The sequence below is a fragment of the Corynebacterium testudinoris genome (assembly GCF_001021045.1).
Classification (GTDB): Bacteria; Actinomycetota; Actinomycetes; order Mycobacteriales; family Mycobacteriaceae; genus Corynebacterium; species Corynebacterium testudinoris.
Genome location: NZ_CP011545.1, coordinates 2,312,058 through 2,339,048, shown reverse-complemented (window position 1 = coordinate 2,339,048; position 26,991 = coordinate 2,312,058). Strand labels below are relative to the sequence as shown.

26 protein-coding genes are annotated in these 26,991 nt (G+C 64.8%); 19 read left to right on the top strand and 7 right to left on the bottom strand.

Annotated elements, in window-relative coordinates; translation table 11 throughout:
• Positions 1-6 precede the first annotated feature (6 nt).
• Entirely contained in the window at positions 7-969 is a 963-nt protein-coding gene (locus CTEST_RS11245) for a diaminopimelate dehydrogenase (RefSeq protein ID WP_047253803.1), read from the top strand.
• Here the strand turns inward: CTEST_RS11245 and CTEST_RS11240 are convergent.
• From CTEST_RS11240 to CTEST_RS11230, 3 genes are read right to left on the bottom strand one after another with little or no spacing between them, the layout of a single operon-like run.
• Complete coding sequence (locus tag CTEST_RS11240) at positions 932-2,242, bottom strand: MFS transporter (RefSeq protein WP_047253802.1); 1,311 nt, start codon at positions 2,240-2,242, stop codon at positions 932-934. The two genes, CTEST_RS11245 and CTEST_RS11240, sit on opposite strands and share 38 nt — an antisense overlap.
• 17 nt (positions 2,243-2,259) lie before the next feature.
• Entirely contained in the window at positions 2,260-2,775 is a 516-nt protein-coding gene (locus CTEST_RS11235) for a TetR/AcrR family transcriptional regulator (protein WP_047253801.1), read from the bottom strand.
• Entirely contained in the window at positions 2,765-4,150 is a 1,386-nt protein-coding gene (locus CTEST_RS11230; RefSeq protein WP_047253800.1) for an MFS transporter, read from the bottom strand. Before CTEST_RS11230 ends, CTEST_RS11235 begins: the two co-directional genes overlap by 11 nt.
• Before the next feature lie 81 nt (positions 4,151-4,231).
• Here CTEST_RS11230 and CTEST_RS11225 point away from each other — a divergent pair, with 81 nt between their 5' ends.
• The 5 genes from CTEST_RS11225 (at position 4,232) to CTEST_RS11205 (ending at position 10,024) form a co-directional block, all read left to right on the top strand.
• Positions 4,232-5,983 carry a pyruvate dehydrogenase gene (locus CTEST_RS11225; RefSeq protein WP_047254431.1) on the top strand — a complete coding sequence of 584 codons (1,752 nt, stop codon included), beginning with the start codon at positions 4,232-4,234 and terminating at the stop codon, positions 5,981-5,983.
• A 4-nt stretch (positions 5,984-5,987) separates the two neighbouring features.
• Positions 5,988-6,992: an alanine racemase gene (locus CTEST_RS11220; RefSeq protein WP_047253799.1), complete on the top strand. Its 1,005-nt coding sequence runs from the start codon at positions 5,988-5,990 to the stop codon at positions 6,990-6,992.
• 41 nt (positions 6,993-7,033) lie between these two features.
• The gene (locus tag CTEST_RS11215; RefSeq protein WP_047253798.1) at positions 7,034-7,789 is read left to right on the top strand and encodes a MerR family transcriptional regulator; all 756 of its coding nucleotides are present in this window, start codon (positions 7,034-7,036) and stop codon (positions 7,787-7,789) included.
• A gap of 82 nt (positions 7,790-7,871) precedes the next feature.
• A complete protein-coding gene (locus tag CTEST_RS11210) occupies positions 7,872-8,588 on the top strand; it encodes a response regulator transcription factor (RefSeq protein WP_047253797.1) in 717 nt (238 codons plus the stop codon).
• Between the two features lie 101 nt (positions 8,589-8,689).
• Positions 8,690-10,024 carry a sensor histidine kinase gene (locus tag CTEST_RS11205; protein WP_047254430.1) on the top strand — a complete coding sequence of 445 codons (1,335 nt, stop codon included), beginning with the start codon at positions 8,690-8,692 and terminating at the stop codon, positions 10,022-10,024.
• Here the strand turns inward: CTEST_RS11205 and trpB are convergent.
• The gene (gene trpB, locus CTEST_RS11200) at positions 10,021-11,355 is read right to left on the bottom strand and encodes a tryptophan synthase subunit beta (protein WP_047253796.1); all 1,335 of its coding nucleotides are present in this window, start codon (positions 11,353-11,355) and stop codon (positions 10,021-10,023) included. The two genes, CTEST_RS11205 and trpB, sit on opposite strands and share 4 nt — an antisense overlap.
• Positions 11,356-11,633: 278 nt before the next feature.
• Between trpB and CTEST_RS11195 the strand changes: the two genes are divergently transcribed.
• Genes CTEST_RS11195 through CTEST_RS11185 form a run of 3 tightly spaced genes read left to right on the top strand, consistent with a single transcriptional unit; the run spans position 11,634 to position 14,052 of the window.
• Entirely contained in the window at positions 11,634-12,308 is a 675-nt protein-coding gene (locus CTEST_RS11195) for a TetR/AcrR family transcriptional regulator (protein WP_047253795.1), read from the top strand.
• The gene (locus CTEST_RS11190; RefSeq protein WP_047253794.1) at positions 12,305-13,231 is read left to right on the top strand and encodes an ABC transporter ATP-binding protein; all 927 of its coding nucleotides are present in this window, start codon (positions 12,305-12,307) and stop codon (positions 13,229-13,231) included. Before CTEST_RS11195 ends, CTEST_RS11190 begins: the two co-directional genes overlap by 4 nt.
• The gene (locus CTEST_RS11185) at positions 13,228-14,052 is read left to right on the top strand and encodes an ABC transporter permease subunit (RefSeq protein ID WP_047253793.1); all 825 of its coding nucleotides are present in this window, start codon (positions 13,228-13,230) and stop codon (positions 14,050-14,052) included. The genes CTEST_RS11190 and CTEST_RS11185 overlap by 4 nt, the downstream gene beginning before the upstream one ends.
• A 10-nt stretch (positions 14,053-14,062) precedes the next feature.
• Here CTEST_RS11185 and CTEST_RS11180 read toward each other — a convergent pair whose 3' ends face one another.
• Genes CTEST_RS11180 through CTEST_RS11170 form a run of 3 tightly spaced genes read right to left on the bottom strand, consistent with a single transcriptional unit; the run spans position 14,063 to position 15,362 of the window.
• Complete coding sequence (locus CTEST_RS11180) at positions 14,063-14,347, bottom strand: 2Fe-2S iron-sulfur cluster-binding protein (RefSeq protein WP_047253792.1); 285 nt, start codon at positions 14,345-14,347, stop codon at positions 14,063-14,065.
• The gene (locus tag CTEST_RS11175; protein WP_236686089.1) at positions 14,335-14,904 is read right to left on the bottom strand and encodes an esterase/lipase family protein; all 570 of its coding nucleotides are present in this window, start codon (positions 14,902-14,904) and stop codon (positions 14,335-14,337) included. Before CTEST_RS11175 ends, CTEST_RS11180 begins: the two co-directional genes overlap by 13 nt.
• Before the next feature lie 32 nt (positions 14,905-14,936).
• Positions 14,937-15,362 (bottom strand): HIT family protein, encoded by a 426-nt coding sequence (locus CTEST_RS11170; protein ID WP_047253790.1) that lies wholly within the window; start codon positions 15,360-15,362, stop codon positions 14,937-14,939.
• Between the two features lie 69 nt (positions 15,363-15,431).
• Here CTEST_RS11170 and purD point away from each other — a divergent pair, with 69 nt between their 5' ends.
• From purD to purL, 10 genes are all read left to right on the top strand, one after another.
• The gene (gene purD, locus CTEST_RS11165) at positions 15,432-16,709 is read left to right on the top strand and encodes a phosphoribosylamine--glycine ligase (RefSeq protein WP_047253789.1); all 1,278 of its coding nucleotides are present in this window, start codon (positions 15,432-15,434) and stop codon (positions 16,707-16,709) included.
• 41 nt (positions 16,710-16,750) lie between these two features.
• Positions 16,751-17,869, top strand: coding sequence for a pyridoxal phosphate-dependent aminotransferase (locus tag CTEST_RS11160; protein ID WP_047254429.1), 1,119 nt, complete (start codon positions 16,751-16,753; stop codon positions 17,867-17,869).
• A gap of 16 nt (positions 17,870-17,885) precedes the next feature.
• Positions 17,886-19,325, top strand: coding sequence for an adenylosuccinate lyase (gene purB, locus CTEST_RS11155; protein ID WP_201774849.1), 1,440 nt, complete (start codon positions 17,886-17,888; stop codon positions 19,323-19,325).
• Between the two features lie 44 nt (positions 19,326-19,369).
• On the top strand, positions 19,370-20,263 hold the full coding sequence (locus tag CTEST_RS11150; protein ID WP_047253787.1) for a phosphoribosylaminoimidazolesuccinocarboxamide synthase: 894 nt from the start codon (positions 19,370-19,372) through the stop codon (positions 20,261-20,263).
• Positions 20,264-20,294: 31 nt separating this feature from the next.
• On the top strand, positions 20,295-22,403 hold the full coding sequence (locus CTEST_RS11145) for a S9 family peptidase (protein WP_047253786.1): 2,109 nt from the start codon (positions 20,295-20,297) through the stop codon (positions 22,401-22,403).
• 54 nt (positions 22,404-22,457) lie between these two features.
• Entirely contained in the window at positions 22,458-23,096 is a 639-nt protein-coding gene (locus CTEST_RS11140) for a DUF2334 domain-containing protein (RefSeq protein ID WP_083985589.1), read from the top strand.
• Between the two features lie 55 nt (positions 23,097-23,151).
• The gene (locus tag CTEST_RS11135) at positions 23,152-23,646 is read left to right on the top strand and encodes a glutathione peroxidase (RefSeq protein WP_047253785.1); all 495 of its coding nucleotides are present in this window, start codon (positions 23,152-23,154) and stop codon (positions 23,644-23,646) included.
• A gap of 83 nt (positions 23,647-23,729) precedes the next feature.
• Entirely contained in the window at positions 23,730-23,975 is a 246-nt protein-coding gene (gene purS / locus CTEST_RS11130; RefSeq protein WP_047253784.1) for a phosphoribosylformylglycinamidine synthase subunit PurS, read from the top strand.
• Positions 23,972-24,643 carry a phosphoribosylformylglycinamidine synthase subunit PurQ gene (purQ, locus tag CTEST_RS11125; RefSeq protein WP_047253783.1) on the top strand — a complete coding sequence of 224 codons (672 nt, stop codon included), beginning with the start codon at positions 23,972-23,974 and terminating at the stop codon, positions 24,641-24,643. The genes purS and purQ overlap by 4 nt, the downstream gene beginning before the upstream one ends.
• Positions 24,644-24,658: 15 nt before the next feature.
• Positions 24,659-26,935 carry a phosphoribosylformylglycinamidine synthase subunit PurL gene (purL, locus tag CTEST_RS11120; RefSeq protein ID WP_047253782.1) on the top strand — a complete coding sequence of 759 codons (2,277 nt, stop codon included), beginning with the start codon at positions 24,659-24,661 and terminating at the stop codon, positions 26,933-26,935.
• Positions 26,936-26,991: the final 56 nt, after the last annotated feature.

Here is a 26,991-nt window from a genome sequence, read left to right as displayed (position 1 = left end):
CAGCACATGGCAGATATCAGGATCGCGATTGTTGGGTATGGCAACCTGGGCAAATCGGTGGAGAAGCTCGTGAAGGCGCAGCCGGATATGAGTGTCGCGGGGGTGTTTTCGAGGCGTCAGTCGTTGGATACGGACGCACAGGTGTGGCCGGTCGCGGACTTCCGCAAGTACGTCGATGAGTTTGATGTCGCGGTGTTGTGTCTGGGTTCGGCGACGGATATCCCGGAGCAGGCGCCGGAGTTCATTCGTTACGCGAATACGGTGGATACCTACGATAATCACCGTGATGTGCCGCGGCACCGGGCGCAGATGAATGAGATTGCGCGGGAGAATGGCACTGTCGCGATTGTGTCTACGGGTTGGGATCCGGGGATGTTTTCGCTCAATCGCACGATGGCGTCGGCGATTTTGCCGGGGGCGGCGCAGCACACGTTTTGGGGTCCGGGGTTGTCGCAGGGTCATTCGGATGCTTTACGACGCATCGCTGGTGTCCACAAGGCAGTTCAGTACACCATTCCTTCTCCCGAGGCCCTCGCCGCTGCGCGGCGGGGCGAGGCAGGAGAGTTGACGGGTAAACAGGCACACTTGCGGCGTTGCTTTGTTGTGGCGGATGAGGCGGATCGGGAGCGGATTGAGCATGAGATTCGCACGATGCCGGATTATTTCGTGGGCTATGAGGTCGAGGTGAACTTCATCGATGAGGCGACCTTCGACGCCGAGCACACTGGCATGCCGCATGGCGGGCACGTTATTACCGCCGGTGATACGGGTGGGTTTACGGAGACGATCGAGTACACGTTGGAGCTGGATCGGAACCCGGATTTCACGGCGGCGGTGGCCCTCGCGTATTCGCGGGCCGCGCACCGGTTGAAGGAGGCTGGCCAGTCGGGTGCGTTCACGGTTCTTGAGGTGGCGCCCTACCTCATTTCGCCTACGCCGCTGGAAGAACTGGTCGCGCGCGACGTGTAGGGTCCGCCACCGGTAGCAGAAGGAGTGCTCCGACGAGGAGCACGAGTCCGATGCCGAGGATGCCCACCCGGTCGCTGCCCCCGCCGAGGGAAACGAAGAGCCCGAACAGGGCGGGGGAGAGCCAGGACACCGCGCGCCCGGTGGTGACGTAGAGGCCGAAGAGTTGGCCCTCGGTGCCCAAGGGGGCGACGCGGGAGAGGAATGAGCGGGCGGCTGATTGGGCGGGGCCGACGAACAGGCACAGGGCCAGGCCAAAGATCCAGAACATGCGGGGGCCGTCGACGAAGTAGAGCACGGCGGAGGCACCGATCATGAGGGCCAAAGAGGCGAGAATGATGGGCTTGGGGCCGATCTTGTCATCGAGCCAGCCGCCGAGCATCGCGCCGATGGCGGCGGCGACGTTGGCTGCGACGCCGAAGAGGAGGACGTCGCCGGGGGAGAGCCCGTAGACGGTGACGGCGAGGATGGCGCCGAAGGTGAACACGCCAGCTAATCCGTCGCGGAAGACGGCGGAGGAGACGAGGAAGAAGACCGCATTGCGGTCAACGTGCCAGAGGTCGCGGATGGTGCTGAAGAGACGTCGATAAGCATTGAGGACGCCGCGGGTTTCGGGCGCGCCGGAGGGCGGGATCTCGGGGACGCGGAGGAGGACCGGAATGGCGAAAACGCCGAACCAGATGGCGGCGAAGACCGCCACCAAGCGGACGTTGAGGCCGCCGTCGGTGGGGATGTGGAACAGGCCGCCATCCCCGGCGATGAAGCCGATGTAGCAGGTCAGCAGTAGTACGATGCCGCCGGCGTAGCCCATGCCCCAGCCGAAACCAGAGACCCGGCCGACGGTTTCGGGCGTGGAGATCTGGTTGAGCTGCGCGAAATAGTTCACTTCGGCGAACTCGAAAACCACCGAAGCGACCGCCATGATGAGCAGGCCGAGCCAGAAGTAGATCGGGGCATCATTACGTACGGCGAACAGCGAAGCCATGAGCGCGACGGTGACGAATGTCCACACCGCGAGGGAGCGGCGGCGGGTGCCACGGATATCGGAACGCTGACCCATGACGGGGGCAACAACCGCAATGAGCACGCCCGCCACGGCCATCGCCCAGCCGTACAGCTGGGTGGGGGTGAAGGCGGAATCGATCGTCGTTCCCACCGAATCGGTGAGGTAGACGGCGAAGATGAAGGTGACCAGGACGGCATTGAACGCAGCCGAACCCCAGTCCCAGAATGCCCAGGAAGTAACCGTCACCCGGTCGGTGCGAACGTGGTTCATGCTGGGAAGCTTAAGGGCTACTCCGGGATTTGGCGCAGGATCGAGTCCACGAGATGAGTTCGTTGCTCAAGCGTCAGAGTGTTGTGATGGACGTGATCATGCGCCCACAGGCCATAGGCCATGAGGAGGAACGGATACAGTTCGCTTTCCGGGGCGACCGTCATCCACTGGCTTTCCATGCTTTCCCACAGGTCAGGCAGGCCGTCGTGGGCGCGGGACTCGATGCACATGAGCAGTTCGGCGCGTTCGGCGTTACCACCCATGCTCTGCACAACGGCCCGAAGGCGCTGGGTATCGCTGAGCTCGGAGGCCGGTGCCCCGGCGATCTCCTCCAACTCAGCCTCCCAGGTGTCAATGAAGTGCTGGATGATCCCGCGTAGCAGCTCCAGACGGGAGGGAAAGTGATAGATGATGCCGGATTTGGACAAGCCGGATGCGTCGGCGAGGGACTCGTAGCTGACCGCGTCCACGCCGCGGGCTTCGATGATGCCGATGGCGCCCTGAATGATGACGTCGCGTTTGCTAGTGCGCATTACCCGCTCCCTTGGGGTTGCCGCGGAAGCACCAGCCGGTGACCACGGCACAGAGGGCGGCGACGGCGGCGAGGACGACCAAGATTCGGAAGTATGCCGTGTCGTAGGACCCGGTGGACAGGGTGAGCACCGGCAGGAGGCTGCCCAAGACTGCGACCGAGAGCAGGGTGCCGAACTCGTAGGAGACCTCTTCCACACCGGCGGCCATGCCCGCGCGGCGAACCGGGGCGGAACCGACGATGGCGGTGGAGGAGACCGACATGATGGAGCCGGCGCCCGCGCCGACGAGGGCGAGTGAGGCGACGAAGCCCGGCATGATGTCCGCGGTGCCGAAGTAGATGGCCAGGCTCACGCCCAGGGCCACGGCGATGAACCCGCCGGTGATGAGGGGAATGAAGCCAACGCGGTGGAGGAACGCGCCGCCGAGGATGGAGAAGGGGAAGGCGGCGACGGTGACGGCGATGACGAGGAGGCCTGCCTCCAGTGGGGAGTAGTCCAGGGAGATTTGGAAGCGCTGCGTGGTCAGCAACTCCAGGCCGGCGACGGCGAACATCGCACCACCGGCGGCCAGGACACCGCCGGAGAAGATCCGGGAGCGGAAGATATCGAAGGCCAGGAGCGGATCGGCGAGGCGGCGTTGGCGGCGGGTGAAGGCGATGGCGCCGGCGATGCCGATGACGAGGGCCGCGGACAGTAGCCACCACTTGCGGTCGGGGTTGGCGGTCTCCTTGATGGTCATGACCAGGCCTGACAGGGCGAAGAGGGCATAGAGCGAGGAGATGGCGTCCCAGTGCTTGTCCGGGTTCGGCATGTTGGCCGGGGCGACGACGACGGTGGCCACGAGCGCGATGATGACGATGGGGACGTTGATGAGGAAGATGGAGCCCCACCAGAAGTGCTCGAGGAGGAGGCCGCCGACGACCGGTCCCGCTGCGGCGCCGAGCACGGCGACCGAGCCCCACACGCCGATGGCGGTGTTGCGCTCGCGCTCATCGGTGAACGTGATGCGGATGAGTGCGAGGGTGGCGGGCATCATGACGGCGGCGCCGAAGCCGAGGAAGGCGCGGGCGGCGACGAGCAGCCAGGCGTCGGGAGCGAAGGCGGCGGCGAGGGAGGCGACGCCGAAGACGACGAGGCCGACGATGAACATGAGGCGATGCCCGATCCGGTCGCCGAGCGTGCCGGTGCCCAGCAGCAGGCCCGCGAGGACCAGAGGGTAGGCATTGATAACCCACAGGCCCTGGGCATCATTCATGTGGAGTTGCTCGCGCAGCTCCGGCAAAGCGGTATAGAGAATTGAGTTATCCACGCCGATCATGAGCAGGCCAAGCGAGATAACGAGCAGGAATGTCCAACGTTGTAATGCGGTACTCACGGCGCGTAACTGTACCGAACGTTTGTTACAGTTTCAAAATCCTCCCTGCGGGAAAATGTGACCACGGGTACCTTCGGTGCCATGGAAAACACTTTCGCACGACAGTTGATCAGCACCCTCGAGCGGGAAGGAGTGCAGCGAATCTACGGCGTCGTGGGCGATAGCCTCAACCCCATCGTCGACGCGATCCGCGACTCCGAGATCGAATGGGTACACGTTCGCAATGAGGAGGCCGCCGCGTTCGCTGCCGGGGCGGAATCCCTCATTACCGGAAAGCTCGCCGTGTGTGCCGGCTCCTGCGGCCCGGGCAACACTCACCTCATTCAGGGTTTGTATGACTCCAACCGCAATGGCGCCAAGGTCTTAGCCATCGCCTCCCACATCCCCAGCAACCAGATTGGTTCGCACTTCTTCCAGGAGACCCATCCCGAGCAGATTTTCCAGGAGTGCTCCGGCTACTGCGAGATGGTGAACTCGGCGAACCAGGGCGCCCGCATCCTGCACCACGCTATCCAGTCCACGATGGCGGGCAAGGGCGTCTCAGTCCTCGTTATCCCCGGCGACATCGCGGCCGCCGAAGCTGGCGATCAGATGTTCCTCGATTCGAAGATTGCGACGGGGCAGCCGATCGTCTTCCCGGACCCCGCTGAGGCCGCCGCCCTGGTCAAGGCCATCAACGAGGCGGACTCTGTCGCCCTCTTCTGTGGCGCTGGGGTGAAGAATGCCCGCGAGCAGGTTCTCGCCCTGGCGGAGAAGATTAAGTCCCCCATTGGACATGCCTTCGGCGGCAAGATGTACATCCAGTACGACAACCCCTTCGACGTCGGCATGTCCGGCCTGCTGGGGTACGGCGCCTGCTACGACGCCACCCACGAGGCTGATCTGCTCATTCTGCTGGGCACCGACTTCCCCTACTCGGATTTCCTGCCGTCCAAGAACGTCGCCCAGGTTGATATTGATGCGTCCCACATCGGCCGCCGCACCACCATCAAGTACCCCGTGGTGGGTGATGTCGCCGCCACGATCGAAAACATCCTGCCGCACGTGGAGGAAAAGGGCCGAGAGTTCCTGGACAAGCAGCTGCGCAACCACGCCAAGATCCTCGGCGGCGTCATCGATGCTTATGGCTCCAACGCCGAAAAGCACAAGCCCATCCACCCCGAGTTCGCCGCCTCGCTCATCGATGAGCTGGCGGACGAAGACGCCATCTTCACCGTCGACACAGGCATGTGCAACGTGTGGGCGGCGCGCTACCTGACGCCGAATGGGCGTCGAGAAGAAGTTGGCTCTTTCCGCCACGGAACGATGGCCAACGCCCTCCCGCAGGCCATCGGCGCCCAGTTCGCCGACCGCGACCGCCAGGTGGTCACGTTCTCCGGCGACGGCGGCCTGGCCATGCTCCTCGGCGAGCTGCTCACCGTCAAGCTCCATGACCTGCCGATCAAGACGATCGTGTTCAACAACTCCTCCCTCGGCATGGTCAAGCTGGAAATGCTCGTCGCCGGCATGCCCGAGTTCGGCACCGACCACGAGCACGTCAACTACGCCGATATCGCCGCCGCCATGGGGATCAAGTCCGTGCGCATTGAGGATCCGAAGAAGATGCGCAAGCAGCTCCAGGCGGCGCTGGCGGAGCCTGGCCCGGTGCTCATCGATATCGTCACCGATGCCAACGCGCTGTCGATCCCGCCGAACATCACGTGGGAGATGCTCATCGGCTTCTCCCGCGCAGCCACCCGCACTGTCTTCGGCGGTGGCGTCGGCCGCATGGTCGATCTCGCGCGCGCCAACCTCCGCAACATCGGCGCGGCCGCGACCATCGAACGCTACTAGCCCCGTGACCCCCGTCGTCCGCATCGACCTCGACCGCCTGCGCGCGAACATCGCGAGCATGGCGGCCTCGGAGATCCCGCTGCGCCCGCACGTGAAAACGCACAAGATCCCCGAGATCGCCCGCTTGCAACTGGCGGCTGGGGCGCGCGGACTGACGGTGGCCACGGTCGGCGAGGCCGAAGTCTTCGCCGACGTCACCGACGACATCTTCATCGCCTATCCCCTGTGGGCCGACGATCGCCTCGCCGCCCTGTCCAGGCGAGTCTCGCTCACCGTCGGCTGCGACTCCATCGAGGCGGCTTCCCGCCTCTCGCTTATCGACGCCCCCGTTCCCCTTCTCATCGAAGTCGATTCCGGTCACCACCGCTCCGGCGTCCCCGTGGAGGAGGTCGATGCGCTGGCCCGCCAGATTCTTGACCTCGGCCTGGAGGTGCGTGGTGCCTTCACCTTTCCCGGGCATTCCTACCAACCGGGACAAACGGCTGCCTCGGACGAAGCCGCGGCCCTAAGCCAAGCGGGCGAAATCCTGCGAGATCTGGGCATCCGCGACCTGATCCTCTCCGGTGGATCTACTCCCTCCGCCCGCGCGGCGGATGCAACAGTGCTCACCGAGCTGCGCCCCGGCGTCTACGTGTTCAACGATGCCCAGCAGCTCGAACTTGGCACCTGCGGGTGGGAGGACATTGCGCTGACCGTCCGGGCAACGGTGGTCTCGCGCCGGGTGGACCTCCACCAGGTCATCCTCGACGCCGGTTCCAAGATTCTGGGCTCTGATCGCCCAGCCTGGGCCAGCGGGTTCGGCCGGATCATGGGCGTGCCCGATGCGCGGGTGACGGCCGTGTCCGAACACCACGGCACCGTCGCCTGGCCGCCCGGCGAGCCTCTCCCAGCAATCGGCGAGGAGGTCGACGTCATTCCCAACCATGTCTGCCCCGTGCTCAACCTCGTCGACGAGGTCGAGGTCTCCGACGGCAGCCGATGGGTCGTCGCGGCCCGCGGGAAAAACTAGGGGTTGCGCTTGACGCGACGTCAACGAGCAGAGTGTTTCTTGTGACCGATTATCACATCAGCGACGCCGCTGACATCCTCAACATCACCACCCGCACGCTGCGGCATTGGGACCACATCGGGTTGTTAGTCCCCGGCTGGCGCACTAGCGCCGACCACCGGCTCTACACCGACGAGGACCTCGATCGGGCCCTGCAGATCCTCGTCTACCGCGAGGCGGGCCTGCCACTCAAGGAGATCGCCGAGCTTATCGACGTCCCCGGCACCGCAGCCGAGAAGCTGCACCGTCAGCGCGTGGTCCTCGTGGAGAAAATCGGTCACCTGCACCGGATGGTCCGGGCAGTGGACAACCTTCTCGAAGGAGGAGACACCATGAGCATGGAAGAAAAGATCGAGCTGTTCGGCAAGGAGTGGCCCGGCTACCAGCAGGAAGCCGAGGAGCGCTGGGGTAACACCCCGGAGTGGGAGCAGGCCCAAGCCAAGCAGGCGGACATGACCCGTGAGGACTGGGTGGCCGTTAAAGAGGAGCAAGACGCGTTTGTCGCGATGCTTGCCGACGCCGCAGCGCGCGGCGTCGCGCCGGGAACGGCGGAGGCGACCGCGATCGTCGATAAGCATCGGGCCAGCATCGCGCAATGGTACGACATGACGCCGGCGAAGCAGGTGCTCCTGGCGCGGATGTACACCTGTGACGAGCGCTTCAACGAGACCTATCAGGGTCATGCGGATTACCTGTTGGCACTGGTGGAGGCCCAAGCGGAGAAGGAGGGCGTCGACCTGGCGTCCGTCGAATGGTAGTCAGCTAATTCCCAGAGTTCACCCAGGGCAGTCGAAGAGCCATCGAGTTCAATCGAGGCATCGACTGTGAAAGTGATGGACAATGGAGAACATGAACGAAATCCAGCCCGAAGTGAAGGTCCTCGTCGTTGATGACGAACCCAACATCGTTGAGCTGCTCACCGTAAGCCTGAAATTCCAAGGCTTCGAAGTGCGCACCGCCAGCTCTGGGACCGAAGCCCTCCGCATTGCCCGGGAGTTCAACCCCGATGCCTACATCCTCGATGTGATGATGCCCGGCATGGACGGCTTTGAGCTGCTGGGCAAGCTCCGTTCTGAAGGCCTCGATGGTCCGGTGCTCTACCTCACCGCCAAGGACGCGGTAGAAAACCGGATCCACGGCCTCACCATCGGCGCGGATGACTACGTGACCAAGCCGTTTTCCCTCGAGGAGGTGATCACCCGCCTGCGGGTTATCCTCCGCCGCGGCCACCTCGTGGACAACGCCAGCGACGACGCCACGATCAGCTACGCCGACCTCACCCTCAACAATGAGACCCACGAGGTGATCAAGGCCGGCAAGGTCGTCGAGCTCTCACCCACCGAATTCAACCTCCTGCGCTACCTGCTGCTCAACGCCGAGGTTGTGCTGTCCAAGTCGAAGATCCTCGACAACGTCTGGCACTACGACTTCGGCGGCGACGGCAACGTCGTCGAATCCTACATCTCCTACCTGCGCCGCAAAGTTGATACCGGCGACGTCCCGCTTATCCAGACCGTCCGAGGAGTCGGGTACGTCCTGCGGACACCACGCCAGTGACTATCCCGCCCTACCCGGCCTCAGAAACCGGAACCGATTACGGGCGCGGCGACCTCACAGCAGAATCGACGACCTGGAACTTCCGCCTCGGCCACCGCGATCTGCCCCTGCGGACCTGGCTCGTCATCATCATTGTCCTCATCTCCGGTCTAGGCCTGGCGGGCAGCTCGGTGGCGGTCTCCTCCATCATGCGCGAGGTCACCTACGCCCAGGTCGACGACGAACTCATCAACTCCGCCAGCGGCTGGGCTCGGAACGAAGGCATCTTCAACGCCGACCGAGGCCCGCGCCCGCCGTCGGACTACGTGGTGCTCAAGCTTTTCGATGACGGCTCCAGCGTCATCTTCAACGACCCCGGACCCAGCCTCGACCTGACCGGCCTGGAAGTGGAAGGGCCGCCGCGGACGATCCACTCCTCCAGCAACGAGAGCTTCCGCGCCATCTCCTTCCGAGAAAACGGCGTGACCACAGTCGTCGCCCGCACCTTGGAAGGCGAGCACACCCTCCTGCTTGGCCTGGCGATGGTCCAAGCCGTCATCAGCCTGCTCGTCCTCGCGATCCTCGCGCTCCTGGGCTACTACTTCATCCGCCAAGCCATGGCACCCCTGCGCGAAGTCGAACGCACCGCGAAAGCCATCGCCGACGGCGACCTCGACCGACGCGTCCCCCAATGGCCCCGCGGCACCGAAGTCGGCCAACTCGCCTACGCGCTCAACATCATGCTCGGCCAACTCCAAGACTCCATCGAATCGGCGCAAGAAAAGGAAGCCCAAATGCGTCGCTTTGTCGGCGACGCCTCCCACGAACTGCGCACCCCGCTGACCTCCGTGCGTGGCTACACCGAGCTCTACCGCTCCGGCGCCACCGATAACGTGGACCTGGTCTTCCGCAAAATCGACGCCGAATCCCAACGCATGAGCCTGCTCGTCGAAGACCTGCTCGCCCTCACTCGAGCCGAAGGTGCCCGTTTAGAACGCGCCAAGGTTGACCTGCTGGAAACCTCCCTCGCCGTTGCCAGCTCCGCGCGCGCCGCCTTCCCCGGCCGCTCCGTCGCCGTCATCAACTCCACCTCCTCCATCCCCATCGTCGAAGGCGACGCCGCCCGCCTCCACCAAGTCCTACTCAACCTCGTCTCCAACGGGCTCATCCACGGCGGCGAATCCGCCGCAGTCTCCATCGAGCTCTCCCTCGACGGGAACGACGTCTTAGTCAGCGTGCGTGACGACGGCCGCGGCATGCCCCCAGACGTCGCCAGCCACATCTTCGAACGCTTCTACCGCGAAGACGCCTCCCGCTCCCGAGCCTCCGGCGGCTCCGGCCTCGGCCTGGCCATCACCAAATCCCTCGTCGAAGCCCACCGCGGCACCATTTCCGTGAGCTCTGTTCCCGGCGAGGGCAGCGAGTTCATCGTTCGGCTGCCGCGGATGGCGGACTAACCCTGCTCGGCTTCTAGTTCCGCCTCCAAGTCAGCGATGGCACCGGCGACGTTGGGAGCATCAACGCGGTGGACCATCGGATCCTCATCTGCGGCGTCACCCAACAGTCGGCGCACGTAGTTGAGGTCCTTATCGCCTCGCCCGGAGAGATTGACCAAGTAGATCTTTTCCTCGGTCGAGCCTTCGGCCAGCTTGAGTGCGTGCGCTAGAGCATGCGAAGACTCAAGAGCCGGAATGATGCCCTCGTAGCGAGTGAGCAGCCGGAAGGCCTGGAGAGCCTCGGCATCGGTAGCCCCGACGTACTGTGCCCGGCCGGTCTCCAGCAACCACGCGTGTTCCGGGCCCACGCCCGGGTAATCCAGACCAGCGGAAATGGAATGGGAGTTGAGCACGTCCTCGTCGCCCTCGCCGAGCATGACATACGACCGCGAGCCGTGGAGGATGCCTTCGCGACCCCGTTCCAGCGGGGCGCCGTGCTTGCCGGTATCGAGTCCCTCGCCGGCGGGCTCGACGCCAATGAGCTGGACGTCCTTATCGTCGTAGTACTCCGCGAAGGCGCCGATGGCATTGGAGCCGCCGCCGACCGCGGCGATGACGGCGTCGGGAAGCCTGCCCGTCTCCTCCTGGATCTGGGCGCGGGATTCCTTGGAGATGATCCGGTGGTACTCCTTGACCAAGCTGGGGAAGGGGTGCGGACCGGCAGCAGTTCCCAGCAGGTAGTGGGTGGTGTCGTAGGACTCCACCCAGTCCATGAGGGCGACGTCGACAGCATTTTGCAGCCCATTGCCTCCGTCTTCATTGACGGCGACGACCTCCGCGCCCATGAGGCGCATGCGGTAGACGTTGGCGGTTTGGCGGGCGATGTCGCGGGCGCCCATGTAGATGGTGCAGCTCATGCCAAAGCGGGCGGCCGCCATCGCCGTGGCGGTGCCGTGCTGGCCAGCGCCGGTCTCCGCGATGAGTCGAGTCTTACCCAGGCGCTTAGCCAGCAAGGCCTGCGCCATCACCTGGTTACCCTTGTGGGCGCCACCGTGAACAAGATCCTCACGCTTGAGGAAGATCTGGGCCTTCCCCTCCCGCGGCAAGTTGACCAGCTCCGTGATCGGAGTGGGCCGGCCGAGATAGGAGCGGTACAGCTTGTCCAACTCGGCGTGGAACTGGGGATCCTCCAGAGCTACGGCGTAGGCGCGTTCCAGCTCGTCGAGAACTGGCAGCAGCATGGGCGGTACGAACTGGCCACCGAATCGACCGAAGTAAGCGTTGAGAATCGTCGGGCGGGCTTCGCCCTCCGCAAGCTCGGGATTGGGGTGAAGGCGGGGAGTGAGGTCCATGAATATAACAATAGGGATGGCCAGCGACGGTTACGGGCGGTTCCGCAAACTTGCCCTCCTTTGGGCGTTTGCTCGGTGACGCCTCGGGTGATTTCACGCTCCGGAAAGGGCTCCTTCAACCGTTCTGCAGGGCTCAACGGGAGTGACCTCGACGTGGTGATATCACACGGCATTCGCCCATGACGAGAAGTGTGCACGGTTGCAAGTATTTCGGTATTGAACCAGGAGGCGGGACGAGGTCTTGACTAGGAGCTGAATGGCCGTTTAGTCTACTAACTATGCATTCAGTATCTGAGCCCTCCGATTTGACGGGGCGCGCCCGGATCCGAGACGCGGCGATCGAGTTGTTCGCGGAACGGGGGTTCCACAAGACGAGCGTGAAGGCGATCGCGGAATCCGCCGGGGTTAGCCCTGGTCTGGTGATCCACCACTTCGGGTCGAAGGATGAGTTGCGGCGCGTCTGCGACGAGTATGTGATCGCGAAGCTGATTGATGAGCGATTCGCCTCAGCGGAGACTCCCTCCGCGGACTTGGTGCAGGCGCTACTGGCCGAAGCGACGAGCGCGGGGCCGAAGTTTAGCTACCTTGCGCGTCTACTGGTCGAACCGGGTAAGGCCGGTGACGAACTGTTTACCCGACTAGTGGCGAGCACGGAGCGGAACCTGGCCCTTGGGCGTGAGACTGGGTCGATCATGCCTGCGTCTGACCCTGAGGCGACCGCGATGCTGGTGACCGTGTTTGGAATTTCGCAGTTCCTCGTCCGCGATCGCTTCGCACAGGCCTTGGGGGCTGACCCCTTCTCCGCTGAGGGCGCGGCACGGCTCACGCTCCCGACACTCGAGATCTTCACCGAGGGTCTCTATGCCAACTCGGAGCTGCTGACGGCGGCTCGAAATGCCCTCGCCGGACAGAGCGAGGCCGTACCTGACGAAGGAAAGGGATCTCAGACATGAGCGCTGTTATTGAGACACGAGAGTTGCAGAAGAAATACGGAAAGCATCTCGCCGTCGATGGAATCAGCCTGCGCGTCGACCAAGGCTCGGTGTTCGGGTTGATTGGCCCGAATGGTGCGGGCAAGACGACGGTGTTGCGGATGCTGGTAGACATCATCCGTCCTACCGCTGGCGAATTGTTGGTCCTCGGTCGCGCACCGCGGAGTTCGGGTACGGCGCTGCGGCGTCGGATCGGCTACCTGCCTGGTGAGTTGAAGCTGGCCGAACGCATCCAGGGCGGCACCCTCTTGCGCCATCTGGCTCAGATCAGCGGCCCGGTCGAGCCGGGCATGATCGAATCGCTGGCTGAACGGCTGGATCTTGATCTCAACCGGCCAGTGCGTGCGTTGTCGAAGGGGAACCGGCAGAAGCTGGGGCTGATCCAAGCCTTCATGCACCGTCCCGAGTTGTTGATCCTCGACGAGCCGACCAGTGGCCTGGACCCTCTGATCCAACGGGAATTCCTGGCGATGGTGCGGGAGGCACGCGAGGCGGGCCAATCGGTTCTGCTCAGTTCGCACATCCTGACGGAGATTCAGCACACGGCCGATGACGTGGCGGTGCTCGCCGGGGGCAAGATTGTGGCCCACGGCGACGTGTCGTCGCTGCGGCTCTCCAGCGTTTCCCACCTGCGCGCCGTGCTTGCTGAAGCCACCACCGACACGGTGAGGGCTACGCTGTCGGCCGTGCCAACAGTGGATGACCTCGTCACGGAACCGACTGCTTCGGGTGGTTTAGTGCGGATCACGGCCACCCTCCGAGGCGAAGCCGATCCGGTGGTGAAAGCTCTTGCGCAGTTCACTGTGCGTGACCTCACGATCGAAGAACCAGACCTCGAAGAGTCGATCCTCGATCTCTACACACGAAAGGACGGCACCCCATGACTACAACAATGAACACTCGCGTTTCCAAAGCGGCAGCTCCGATCTTCTCCCGGCACCTGGTGGACGGCTGGCGCGGGCAACTTGGATGGTCGGTCGGCATCGCGGTGGTGATCGGCCTGTATCTGCCGTTGTTCCCCTCGTTGCAGTCTCCAGATCTCGCGCAGTTGATTGACGGCCTCCCGTCCGAACTGGTCAACGCACTTGGGTTCGATCAGATCGCCAGCGGCGCTGGCTATACCCAAGCGGCGTTCTTCGGCTTGCTCGGGTTCGTGCTTGCGGCGATCGCCAGTATCTCTTGGGGCTCAGCATTCATCGCGGGTACCGAGGAATCCGGGAGGCTCGAGCTCACTCTTGCCCATGCCGTCGGGCGCACGCAGTACGCGCTCGAAAGCGCAGCCGCGCTCATCGTCAAAATGCTCGCTCTCGGTGCCGTGGCATTCCTGCTGATCTTCGTGCTCAATACCCCGGCCGAACTCGATCTGTCCGGAGCAAACCTCCTGGCTACCACCCTTGCCTGGGTCTCCCTCGGTCTCGTGTCGGGGCTCGCCGCTCTGGCATTCGGGGCGATGACGGGGCGTCGCTCCTGGGCCATCGGTGCCGGAGCAGGCATCGCGGTGGTCGGCTACGGTCTCAACACAGTCGGCGGCACGAGTGACAACCTGGATTGGTTAACCATCTTCTCTCCTTATTACTGGGCGTTTGGCCGCGACCCGCTCGCAGAGGGCTTCGACTGGGGTGGGCTCGCGCTCTTGTGGGGTCTGTCGATAGTTCTCGTTGGCATCACCGCCTGGGTGCTATCCCGCCGCGACATCCTCGGGTAACCCACATTGGTCACTCAAACTCCACCCGGTAGGGCCCGTCGTCCTTCCGCCGGGTTTGGCAGGCGAGAGTTTGGTCTTCGTGCTTGATCTCGTAGGGGGAGAGGACCTCGTTGTTGTCCATGGTTGATGCGCCGCCGGTGAGGGTGCATTGGCAGGTGCCGCAGTGACCTTCCATGCAGGAGTAGTAGGCGGGGATGGCGTGGTCGAGGAGGGCGTCGAGAAGCGTGCGGTCGGCGGGCCAGGCGAAGTGGTACTCCACGCCGTCGACGCGGGCGGTGTGTTCTATGGGGTCCATCGCAGGGCCTGGATGGTCTCGTCGGCGAGGCCGGGGAGGTATTCGTGGCGGATGCCGTGGACGTTGATGATCTCGCCGAGTTCGCTGGAGGAGCGGGGGACGTAGTGGTCGCGGTCGGAGATGATGGAGACGACGCGAGTACCGGCTGGTTCGGTGGCCTCGATGGGGCGCATCAACTCGGTGGCGCCGCGGCCCAGGAAGGCACGGGCGCTGAGGGAAAAGAGCTGGTTGGGCGGGTTGGGTAAGCCACGGAACGTGGCGCCCAGGCCGACCAACGTGCGGACCTTGCCGGGGAAGCGGTGCGCAATCCGCAGCCCCAGGAGGGCGCCGAGGGAATGGCCGACGATGTCGAAGGGAGCTGCGGGAGGGAGGGCGTCGATAAGCTCTGTTAAAGAGTCATCCAAGGAGACGGTGCCGCGGCGGCCGTAGGCTGGCGCGACGACGGGGATGCGACGGGCGATGAGGGCGCGGGCGGTGCGTTCGAAGTTGCCCGGCGAGCCCATCAGGCCGTGGACGAGCACGACGGGCGTGCCAGGGAACTCGGGAAAGTCCGGCAAGCGCCCGCGGTGGGGGACCCAGCGCAGGAACGTCAGAGGGGCAGTCCGTTCTCATCGGTGTCGAGGATCGCGCGAATCTTCGTGGCGGCGGCGTCCATCTGGGCCGGGTCGGTGGCATCCATGGCCAGGGCCTGGGAGAAGTCGTAGTCGCTCATCCGGTCGGTGGGGAAGACGTGGATGTGGGCGTGGGGGACGTCGAATCCGGCGATGACGTAGCCGGCGCGGGGAGCGTCGAACGCCTCTTGCACGGCGCGGCCGACGTTCTGGGCGACATCGTTGAGGGCCATCCACAGCATCGGCGGGAGATCGGTCCACCGGTCGACCTCCTTGATGGGGACGACGAGGACGTGGCCGTATCGCAGAGGCTCAATGGTGAGAAAGGCCACGACCTGGTCGTCGCGGTAAACGAAGCGGCCGGGCAGCTCGCCATTGATAATTTTGGTGAACACGCTACTCATGGAACCTAGGCTACCTGCGTGGGTTAGTAGTCGGCGCGGTTGGGAGGGCTACCGATTAGACTGCACCCCATGCGCATTCTCGTGATCGGATCGGGCGGCCGCGAACACGCCCTCCTGAAGGGCCTGGCAGCGGACCCCGCCACCACTGAGCTTCACGTCACCCCCGGAAACGGCGGGATGGCGGACTTAGCCACGGTGCACTCTTCGGCCGGGGCGGTGGATGATGGTGCGGCGATGGTGGCGCTGGCTACCTCGATCGAGGCTGATCTGGTGGTCATCGGCCCGGAGATCCCCCTCGTCGCGGGCGTGGCGGATGATCTGCGTGCGGCTGGGTTCGCGGTGTTCGGCCCGAGCAAGGCGGCGGCGCAGCTGGAGGGGTCGAAGAAGTTTGCCAAGGAGGTCATGGAGGCCGCGGGCGTGAAGACCGCGCAGGCGGAGCAGGTCCTCCCGGGCGCGTCTGAGTCCGAGATCGAGGCGGCGATTGATCGTTTCGGCCCGACCTGGGTGGTCAAGGATGATGGCCTGGCCGGTGGCAAGGGCGTGGTGGTGACGCCTTCCCGTGAGGCGGCCTTGGAGCATGTCCGCGCCGTGCATTCCCTGGGCAACCCCGTGCTGTTGGAGTCTTTCCTCTCCGGGCCGGAGGTGTCGCTGTTTTGCCTGGTCGATGGTGAGACGGTGGTCCCGTTGCTGCCCGCGCAAGATCACAAGCGCGCCTTCGACAACGATGAGGGCCCCAACACTGGCGGCATGGGCGCGTACACGCCGCTGCCGTGGTTGCCGGCCGATGGCGTGCAGCGCATCGTCGACGAGGTCTGCGTGCCCGTCGCCCGCGAGATGGTCAGGCGCGGCACTCCTTACTCCGGTCTCCTCTACGCCGGTCTGGCCTGGGACACCGATGGCCCCTGGGTCGTGGAGTTCAATGCCCGCTTTGGTGATCCGGAAACTCAGGCCGTCCTGGCGTTGCTGGAGTCCCCGCTGGCCACCGTCCTGGCCGCCGTGGCCAACGGCACCCTGGCGCAGTTGCCGCCACTGACCTGGTCGGATGCCTACGCCCTCACGGTCGTGCTCGCCGCCGCGGGCTATCCGGAGTCGCCGCGCACCGGCGATGAGATCAGTGGAGAGATGCTTTTCGACGCCGCCCGGGTCCTCCACGCAGGCACCGCCCGCACTGCGGACGGCACCCTCGTGTCTAGTGGTGGCCGGGTGCTCAATATCCTCGGCGTGGGTCCGACCCTCGAGGATGCGCGCGCGGATGCCTACGCCACCATCGCCAACATTGACCTCGATAGTTCCTTCTACCGCCGCGACATCGCGCTGCCAGCCGTGCAGGGTGAGATAAGGGTATGAGTCTTCTCAGCCAGCGCGCCCACGTCCAACCTTTCCGGGTCATGCAGATGCTGGACCTGGTGCACCGGCGGCGTCGGGAAGGCAAAGACACGATCATGCTGTGCGCGGGACAGCCTGCGACGGGTGCTCCCGCGGTGGTCGTGGATGCGGCGGCGGAGGCCTTGGGGGCGTCAACCCTGGGTTATACCGAGGTCATCGGCGACCGCGATCTGCGCGACACGATCGCCGGGTGGCATTCCTCGACGTATGGCGTGGACACCTCTGCCGCCAACGTCATCGTCACCACTGGTTCCTCGGGTGGTTTCGTCGCGGCGTTTCTCGCCGTTCTGGACCATGGCGACGCCGTGGCCTTGAGCTGCCCGGGCTACCCGGCCTACCGCAACATTCTTGAATCCCTCGGCGCCCGGATCATCGACCTGGAATGTGATGAATCCACCCGCTTCCAGCCGACGGCCGCGATGCTCGAGGCGCTGCCGGCTGAGGACCGCCCGAAGGCCGTCATCGTCACCTCCCCGGGCAACCCCTCCGGCACCATCATTGACCCGGAGGAGCTGGAGCGCATCGCCCACTGGTGCGACGCCAACGATGCCGCGTTGATCTCCGACGAGGACTACCACGGCATGAGCTTCGGCCGACCCCTGGCCACCGCCCGCCAATTCTCCGACCAGGCCATCGTGGTGGGCACCCTGTCGAAGTACTTCTCCATGACCGGCTGGCGGATCGGCTGGCTCATCGTCCCCGATGAACTGGTCACTCCGTTAGAAAACCTCCAGGCCTCGCTGGCACTGTGTGCCCCGGCGATTTCGCAGAGCGCCGGGCAGGCCGCCTTCTCCACCGCCGCCAGGGAGGAACTTGATCAGCACATCACGCGCTACGCCGCCGCGCGAGAGGTGCTGCTGGAAGAACTACCCCGCCTCGGATTTACCCGCTTCGCCAACCCCGACGGTGGCCTCTACTTCTGGGTGGATGTCTCCCACGTCACCGCCGACTCGGAGGCCTGGTGCCACGAGCTCGTCGACGAGATCGGGGTGGCCTTCGCCCCGGGCATCGATTTCGACCCGATTCATGGCCATCAGTGGGTCCGCCTATCCTTGTGCGCGCCGGAGGCAGACACCCGAGAGGCATGTCGGCGCCTGGGAGCCTACCTAGAACGGAACTAGCGGTTTCCGTGCGATAATCGGGGGCGTGTCTGAAAAGAAGAAGATCGCCAACGTCCTGTCCAACCGCTACGCATCCGCCGAGCTGACTGAACTGTGGAGCGCCGAGCACAAGATCATCCTCGAGCGGCAGCTGTGGATCGCGGTGATGAAGGCACAGCGCGACCTGGGCGTGGACATCCCGGCGGAGGCGATCTCGGCATATGAGGCCGTCGTTGAGCAGGTAGATCTGCAGTCCATCGCGGACCGCGAACGGATCACCCGCCACGACGTGAAGGCCCGCATTGAGGAGTTCAACGACCTCGCCGGGCACGAGCACATTCACAAGGGCATGACCTCCCGTGACCTCACGGAAAACGTGGAGCAGCTGCAGATCTTCCAGTCGCTGGAATTGGTGCACGGCAAGGCGGTGGCCGTGGTGGCACGCATCGCCAGCCGCGCCAGCGAGTACCAGTCGCTGGTGATGGCCGGTCGCTCCCACAACGTCGCCGCCCAGGCCACGACCTTGGGAAAGCGGTTCGCCAGCGCGGCCGACGAGATGCTGGTGGCCATTGAGCGCACCGAGGACCTGCTGGAGCGCTACCCGCTGCGCGGCATCAAGGGGCCGATGGGTACCTCGCAGGACATGCTCGACCTCATGGGCGGCAACGAGTCCAAGCTGGCATCGTTGGAAACCTCGATCGCTGATTACTTGGGATTTCACCGCATGTTTGATTCGGTGGGGCAGATCTACCCGCGCTCCCTCGACTTCGATGCTGTTTCTGCACTGGTGCAATTGGGCGCGGGCCCGTCGTCGTTGGCGCACACCATCCGCCTCATGGCAGGCAATGAGACCGTGACGGAGGGATTCAAGGAGGGCCAGGTCGGTTCCTCGGCGATGCCGCACAAGATGAACGCCCGTTCCTGCGAGCGCGTTGGCGGCCTGCAGGTTATCCTGCGTGGCTACCTCACGATGGTGGCTGACCTGGCGGGCCAGCAGTGGAACGAAGGCGATGTGTTCTGTTCCGTCATCCGTCGCGTCGCGCTGCCCGATGCTTTCTTCGCGCTGGACGGCATGTTCGAGACATTCCTCACGGTCCTCGATGAGTTCGGGGCTTTCCCGGCCATGATTGATCGCGAGTTGGAACGCTACCTGCCGTTCCTGGCCACGACCCGCATTCTCATGGCCGCGGTGCGCGCCGGGGTGGGGCGTGAAACAGCGCACGAGGTGATTAAGGAAAACGCTGTGGCCGTGGCGTTGAACATGCGCGAAAACGGCGGCGAGCAGGACCTCATTGAGCGCCTCGCGGCGGATGAGCGCCTGCCCATGACGCGGGAGGACCTCGATGCCGCGCTGGCGGATAAGCACGCGTTTATCGGCGCCGCAGAGTCCCAGGTGGCCCGGGTGGTCAGCCGCGTGGAGGCACTCGTGCAGATGCACCCACAGGCCGCCTCCTACCGTCCCGGCGAGATCCTCTAACGAGCATTTCCCAACGACCTTGCGCAGGTCTACACTGCCTTATCATGCGCCCTGAGCTTTCCGACTACAACCATCTTTCCGCAGGCAAAGTCCGGGAAATCTACGAGGTCGACGACGACACCCTTCTCATGGTCGTCTCCGATCGCATCTCCGCATACGACCACATCCTCGATCCGGAGATCCCCGACAAGGGGCGGGTGCTCACGGCAATGAGCGTGTACTTCTTCAACACCATCGACTTCCCCAACCACCTCGCCGGCCCCGTGGATGACCCGCGAATCCCCGAGGAAGTCCTGGGACGGGCACTCGTGGTGAAGAAGCTGAAGATGCTCCCCTTCGAATGCGTGGCGCGCGGCTACCTCACCGGGTCGGGGCTCAAGGAATACCGAGAGAACGGCACCGTATGTGGCGTGCCATTGCCGGAAGGGCTGACAGAAGCGTCGAAGCTGCCGGAGCCGATCTTTACCCCCGCCACCAAGGCGGAGCTCGGTGACCACGATGAAAACGTGAGCTTTGACGCGGTCGTCGACAAGCTGGGTGAAACCCGGGCGAACGAACTGCGCGATGCCACCTTGAACATCTACGCCGAGGCCGCCGCGCTAGCGGAGGCGAAGGGGATCATCCTCGCGGACACCAAGTTCGAATTCGGCGTGGACGAGGACGGCACGCTGGTGCTCGCCGATGAAGTACTCACCCCCGATTCTTCCCGCTACTGGCCGGCCTCCTCCTATGAGGAGGGGCAAGTGCAGCCGAGCTTTGACAAGCAGTACGTGCGCAACTGGCTGACCGGCCCGAAGTCGGGCTGGAAGGTGGACGGCGACACCCCGCCGCCGGCACTGCCCGGATCAGTCGTCGAGGCGACCCGCGAGCGCTACATCGAGGCCTACGAGCGGCTATCGGGAAGCAAATTCTGCACCTGGGTAGGCTCCTGCGTCTAACCCCAGCAACCGGCGGCTACCATCGGACACCATGAGTTTGCAGCCGCCCATCGCCCCCCGCCACCCCGTTGCCCGCGAGTTCCACGGGCACACCTTCGTTGATGATTATGAATGGTTGCGGGACAAGGAATCCGCCGAAACGACCGAGTACCTGGAGGCAGAGAACGCCTACACCAAGGAGCGGACGGCTGACCTGGAGGATCTGACGGAGGAGATCTACGGGGAGATCAAATCGCGCATCAAGGAAACCGATATGTCGGTGCCCGTGCGCGCCGGGAACTATTGGTACTACGGCCGCACGATCGAGGGGAAGAACTACGGCCTGAGCTGCCGCATCCCCGTCGCTGAGGGGCAGGATCCGTGGGTGGCTCCCGTCATCCCGGAGGAGGGCGCGGTCGAGGGCGAGCAGGTGCTCCTCGACCTCAACGAGCTGGCCGAGGGACATGAGTTCTTCTCCCTCGGGGCCTCCTCGGTGACCACGTCCGGCCGCTACCTGGCCTACTCCGTGGACACCGCCGGCGATGAACGCTTTGACCTGTTCGTCCTCGACCTCGAGACCGGTGAGCTCCTCCCGGACCGCCTGACCGGCATCTTCTACGGCGCGACCTGGGCGGGGGAGGAGTACCTGTTCTACCAGCGCGTCGACGAAGCGTGGCGCCCGGATACCGTGTGGCGCCACCGCATCGGCACCGACGCCTCGGAGGATGTGTGCGTGTTCCGCGAGGAGGACGAGCACTTCTTCACCGGCGTCGGTTCGACCCGCTGTGAGAACTACCTCATCATCGAGGCCGCGTCCAAGGTCACGTCCGAAACCCGCGTCCTCGCCCTGGACAACCCCGAGGGCGAGTTCGAGGTCCTGTGGCCGCGCGAAACCGGCGTGGAGTACAGCGTCGATCACGCCGTCATCGAGGGGCAGAGCCGCTGGATAGTCACCCACAATGCGACCGGCCCGAACTTCGAGGTCGGCGAGTGCAGCGTTGCTGACCTGCCGCCACTGCGCGAGCTCACCGTCCTCATCCCGCACCGCCCGGACAGTCGCATCGAGGGCGTGGACACCTATCGCGACTTCATCGTTGCTGCTTATCGACGCGGCGCCATCGGGCGCCTGTCCGTCATGGAACTGGTGGACGGCGCCTACGGTCGCTTCGAGGAACTCGCCTTCGACGAAGAGCTTTACACCGCCGGCTTCGGCGGCAACCCCGAATGGGATGCCCCCATCATCCGCCTGTCCTACGGCAGCTTCACCACTCCCGCGCGCATCTACGACTACCGCGTGGCCACCGGCGAGCGCACCCTGCTCAAAGAGCAGGAGGTGGTGGGCGGCTACGACCGCAGTGAGTACACCGCCTACCGCCTGTGGGCCACCGCCCCCGATGGCGAGCAGATCCCAATCTCCGTGGTTCACCGCGCCGATCTCGACCTGTCGGCGCCCCGCGCGGCCGTGCTCTACGGCTACGGTTCCTATGAAAGCAGCGTCGACCCCAGCTTCTCCGTCTCGCGCCTGTCCGTCATGGACCGCGGCATGATCTTCGCCGTGGCGCACGTGCGCGGCGGCGGCGAAATGGGCCGCGGCTGGTACGACAACGGCAAGCAACTAAGCAAGAAAAACACGTTCACCGACTTCATTGCCTGCGCGGATGAGCTCATCTCAACAGGCCTCACCGCACCCGACCGACTCGTCGCCGAAGGTGGCTCCGCCGGTGGCCTGCTCGTGGGCGCGGTGGCCAACCTCGCCGCCGACCGCTTCGTCGGCGTCCAGGCCATCGTCCCCTTCGTTGACCCGCTGACATCGATGCTCAAGCCCGAGCTCCCCCTCACCGTCACCGAATGGGACGAATGGGGCAACCCCTTCCACGACCAGGAGGTCTATGAATACATGGCCTCCTACGCGCCCTATGAGAACATCGAGGCCAAGCGCTACCCCAACATTCTCGCCGTGACCTCGTTCAATGACACCCGGGTGCTCTACGTGGAGCCCGCCAAGTGGATCGCCAAGCTTCGCGCCACGGCCACGGGTGGGGAGTTCCTGCTCAAGACCGAGATGTCCGCTGGGCACGGGGGAGTGTCCGGCCGCTACGACCGGTGGCGCCAGACGGCCTTCGAATACGCTTGGACAGTGCGCACGGCGGGGGCAGCCTGACCCGGTGCCTTTCTCGCCGCGACAGACCGGCCGCGCCGTGAAATAATCACGGTCATGCGCGGCCGACTCCTGGTGTCTATTTCCAGCATCTTCTCCGACACCAGGGCCGCAGTGGATTCCCTGGTGGGTGAGCTCGACCGGGAGGGCATCCCGGTCTCCCTCCTCATCGCCCCGCACATCGACGGCAACTGGCACCTGGCCAAAGACCCAGACACCCGCGCCTGGCTGGGCGAGCAACAAGCTTCCGGTCGCTGTCTCATCCTCAACGGCTTTGATCAGGCGGTACAGGGCCGGCGCTCCGAGTTCGCCAGCCTGGCCGCCCACGAAGCGCGCCTCCGCCTGGCTGGTGCAACGCGGCAAATGGACAAGCTCGGCTTTTCCACCTCGATTTTTGCCCCGCCCCGCTGGCGCCTCTCGCCCGGCACCCTCGAGGTCGCCCCCTCCTTTGGTTTTCACGCTCGTCGCCTCCACCCGCGGCCTGCACCACCTCACCGACGGAACCTTCGAGCAATGCCGCAACCTCTCCGTGGGCGAGGGCTTCGGCGCAGCCAAGTGGTGGCGGCGCAACATCATCACTGCGGCGCACCGTGGTGCGGTGCGGGGCAACACGATCAGGCTGTCGGTCTCCGGGCGCAACGTCGAAGAAAAGAAGGTTGCCCGAGACTTCCTGCAGGCCGCCGTGGCGGCTCGTGACCATGGGGCCCAGCCATCCTCATATGGGGCTTAGATCGGGGCTACTGTGGATTCCATGACGGATCTGCTGAACATCCCCGTAACCCTCAACCAGGGCACCGAATCGTCCCTCGCCGACATCGCCCCCAATTCGCTCATTCTGCTGGTCAACACCGCCTCCGAGTGTGGGCTCACGCCGCAGTACCGCGGTCTGCAAAAACTTCAGGAAACCTACGGCGCGCGCGGCTTCACCGTGCTCGGCGCCCCGTGCAACCAGTTCAATGGTCAGGAGCCGGGCACCGACCAGCAGATCGCCAACTTCTGCGCCCTCACCTACGCCATCAGTTTCCCGCTGCTGGCCAAGATCGATGTCAATGGCGAGAGCGCTCACCCGCTCTACCGCGAGCTCACCCAGGTCGAAGACGCCGATGGGGAGGCCGGGGACGTGGCGTGGAATTTTGAGAAGTTCCTCATCTCACCGGACGGAGACGTCATTGAGCGCATCCGCCCGCGCGTGGAGCCGACATCCTTCGAGATGACCAAGCTCATCGAGGCGAACCTGCCGCGCTGACCCCGCCTTCGCACGGGTAGGCTCCCCGCCGGGTAAGGGGTTAGACTGAGGCGGACCAATTCCGGCGAAGATAAGGGAAAACTGTGGCCCGTGTTGTTGTGAATGTCATGCCGAAGGCGGAAATCCTTGACCCTCAGGGTCAGGCTGTCCATCGTGCATTGGGGCGCATTGGCGTCACCGGTGTCAGCGATGTCCGCCAGGGCAAGCGCTTTGAGCTGGAGGTCGACGATTCCGTCACCGCCGCTGACCTGGACAAGGTCGCCGAGACGCTTCTCGCTAACACCGTCATCGAAGATTTTGAGGTCGTGGGCGTGGAGGTCGCTTCGTGACCGCAAAGATCGGCGTCATCACTTTTCCCGGCACGCTTGACGACGTCGATGCCTCCCGCGCCGTCCGCATCGCCGGCGCCGAGGCCGTTGACCTCTGGCACTCCGACGCCGACTTGCGCGGCGTCGACGCGGTCGTCGTCCCCGGCGGCTTTTCTTATGGTGACTACCTGCGTTCCGGCGCCATCTCGGCGTTGGCACCGGTCATGCAGTCGGTGATCGACGCCGCGGGCAAGGGCATGCCGGTCCTGGGTATCTGCAACGGCTTCCAGGTCCTCACCGAGGCCCGTCTGCTCCCTGGTGCTTTGACCCGCAACCAGGGCCTGCACTTCCACTGCACCGACACCTACCTGGAGGTCACCAACGCCGACACGGCGTGGACCTCCGATTTCGAGCTCGGGCAGAAGATCCTCATCCCGGCCAAGCACGGCGAAGGCCGCTTCCAGGCTGACCCCGCCACCATCGACGAGCTGGAAGGGGAAGGCCGAGTGGTCTTCCGCTACACCGATAACTACAACGGTTCCGTCAACGCCATCGCTGGCGTGACCAACGAGACCGGCCGGGTGGTGGGCCTCATGCCGCACCCCGAGCACGCCGTGGAAAAGCTCACAGGTCCGTCCATCGACGGCCTGGGATTGTTCCTGTCCGCTATCGGCAAGATCGCAGCCTAGGAGGCCGTGGAAAATATGACAGTTCACAACGACACGGTCGCCGCTGCCCAAGCCGATCCGGATGCCCCCCAGCCCTACGCCGAGCTGGGTCTCAAAGACGATGAGTACCAGCGCATCAAGAACATCCTCGGCCGCCGCCCCACCGCCGCCGAGCTGACCGTTTACTCCGTCATGTGGTCGGAGCACTGCTCGTACAAGTCCTCCCGGGCGCACCTGCGCTACTTCGGCGAGACCACCACCCCGGAGATGGCCGAGAAGATCCTCGCCGGCATCGGTGAGAACGCCGGAGTGGTCGACATCGGCGACGGCAATGCCGTCACCTTCCGCGTCGAATCCCACAACCACCCCTCCTACGTCGAGCCCTACCAGGGTGCGGCCACCGGTGTCGGCGGCATCGTCCGCGACATCATGGCCATGGGCGCCCGCCCGATCGCCGTCATGGATCAGCTGCGCTTCGGCCCAGCCGATGCCCCCGACACCCAACGCGTCCTCCCCGGTGTTGTTCACGGCGTCGGCGGCTACGGCAACTGCCTCGGCCTGCCCAACATCGGCGGCGAGACCGTCTTCGATGAGTCCTACGCCGGAAACCCCCTGGTCAACGCCCTGTGCGTGGGCACCCTCAAGGTTGAGGACCTCAAGCTGGCGTTCGCCTCCGGCACGGGCAACAAGGTCATGCTCTTCGGCTCCCGCACCGGCCTTGATGGCATTGGCGGCGTCTCCGTTCTCGCCTCCGAGACCTTCGAAGACGGCGCCGAGCGCAAGCTCCCCGCCGTCCAGGTCGGCGACCCCTTCGCTGAGAAGGTCCTCATCGAGTGCTGCCTCGACCTCTACCACGCGGGCGTGGTCGTGGGCATCCAGGACCTCGGCGGTGCAGGCCTCGCCTGCGCCACCTCCGAGCTGGCCGCCTCCGGTGACGGCGGCATGCGCATCAACCTCGATGCCGTCCCGCTGCGCGCCGAGAACATGACCGCCGCTGAAATCCTCGCCTCCGAGTCCCAGGAGCGCATGTGCGCCGTGGTCACCCCGGAGAATGTAGAGAAGTTCAAGGAGATCTGCGCCCACTGGGATGTCACCTGCGCCGAGATCGGCGAGGTCACCGACGAGGATGACCGCCTCGTTATCACTCACCTCGGCGACGTGGTTATTGATGCCCCGCCGTCCAGCATCGACGACGGCCCCGTCTACGACCGCCCCTACGCTCGTCCCGCGTGGCAGGATGACCTGCAGGTCTACGTCCCGGTTGAGCGCCCCGCCGACCTCAAGCAGGCCCTGTTGGACATGGTGTCCTCCCCGGCACTGTGCTCGCGTGACTTCATCACCGAACAATACGATCGCTACGTCCGCGGCAACACCGTCAAGGCGAAGTACTCCGACGCCGGCGTGCTGCGCATCGACGAGGACACCAACCGTGGCGTCGCCGTTTCCGCCGACGCCTCCGGCCGCTACACCAAGCTCGACCCCAACACCGGTGTGCGCCTGGCACTGGCCGAGGCCTACCGCAACGTCGCCGTCACCGGCGCCCGCCCCGTGGCAGTCACCAACTGCCTCAACTATGGCTCGCCGGAAAACCCCGACGTCATGTGGCAGTTCCGCGAGTCCGTCCACGGCCTCGCCGACGGCGCCAAGGAACTGGGCATCCCCGTCTCCGGTGGCAACGTCTCCTTCTACAACCAGACTGGCGACGAGCCCATCCTCCCGACCCCCGTCGTCGGCGTCCTCGGCGTCATCGACGACGTCCACCACGCCATCGGGCACGACCTCGGCTCCGTCAACGAGCCAGAGGTCCTCGTGCTCCTCGGTGAAACCTTCGACGAATTCGGTGGCTCCATCTGGCAGCAGATCTCCGGCGGCGGCCTCAACGGCCTCCCCCCAAAGATCGACCTCGCCAACGAAGAGCGCCTGGCTGACTTCTTCGACGGCAACACCCTGCTCACCGCCGCCCATGACCTCTCCGAGGGCGGCCTAGCGCAGACGGTCGTCGAGATGGCCATCCGAGCCGACCTGGGCGTCGAGCTCGATCTCTCCGCCGTCCACGACGACGAGTTCGTCGCGCTGTTCTCCGAGTCCGCCTCCCGCGCGGTCGTCGCCACCACCGCCGACCGCGTTGATGCTGTTCTCGAGCGCGCCGCCGAATTCGGTGTCCCCGCCGTCCGCATCGGCGCCACCACCGAGGGCCGCGACTTCGTCGCCGGTTCCCTCACCGCGTCCCTTGATGAGCTGAAGGATGCTTGGCAGTCCACCCTGCCTGACCTCTTCGGTCACGCAGTGGGAGCTAACTCGGTCGTCGAGTAGCTCTGTGAAGAAGGCCCCAGGGTGCAGCGAACGCTGCGCCCTGGGGCCTTTTCCGA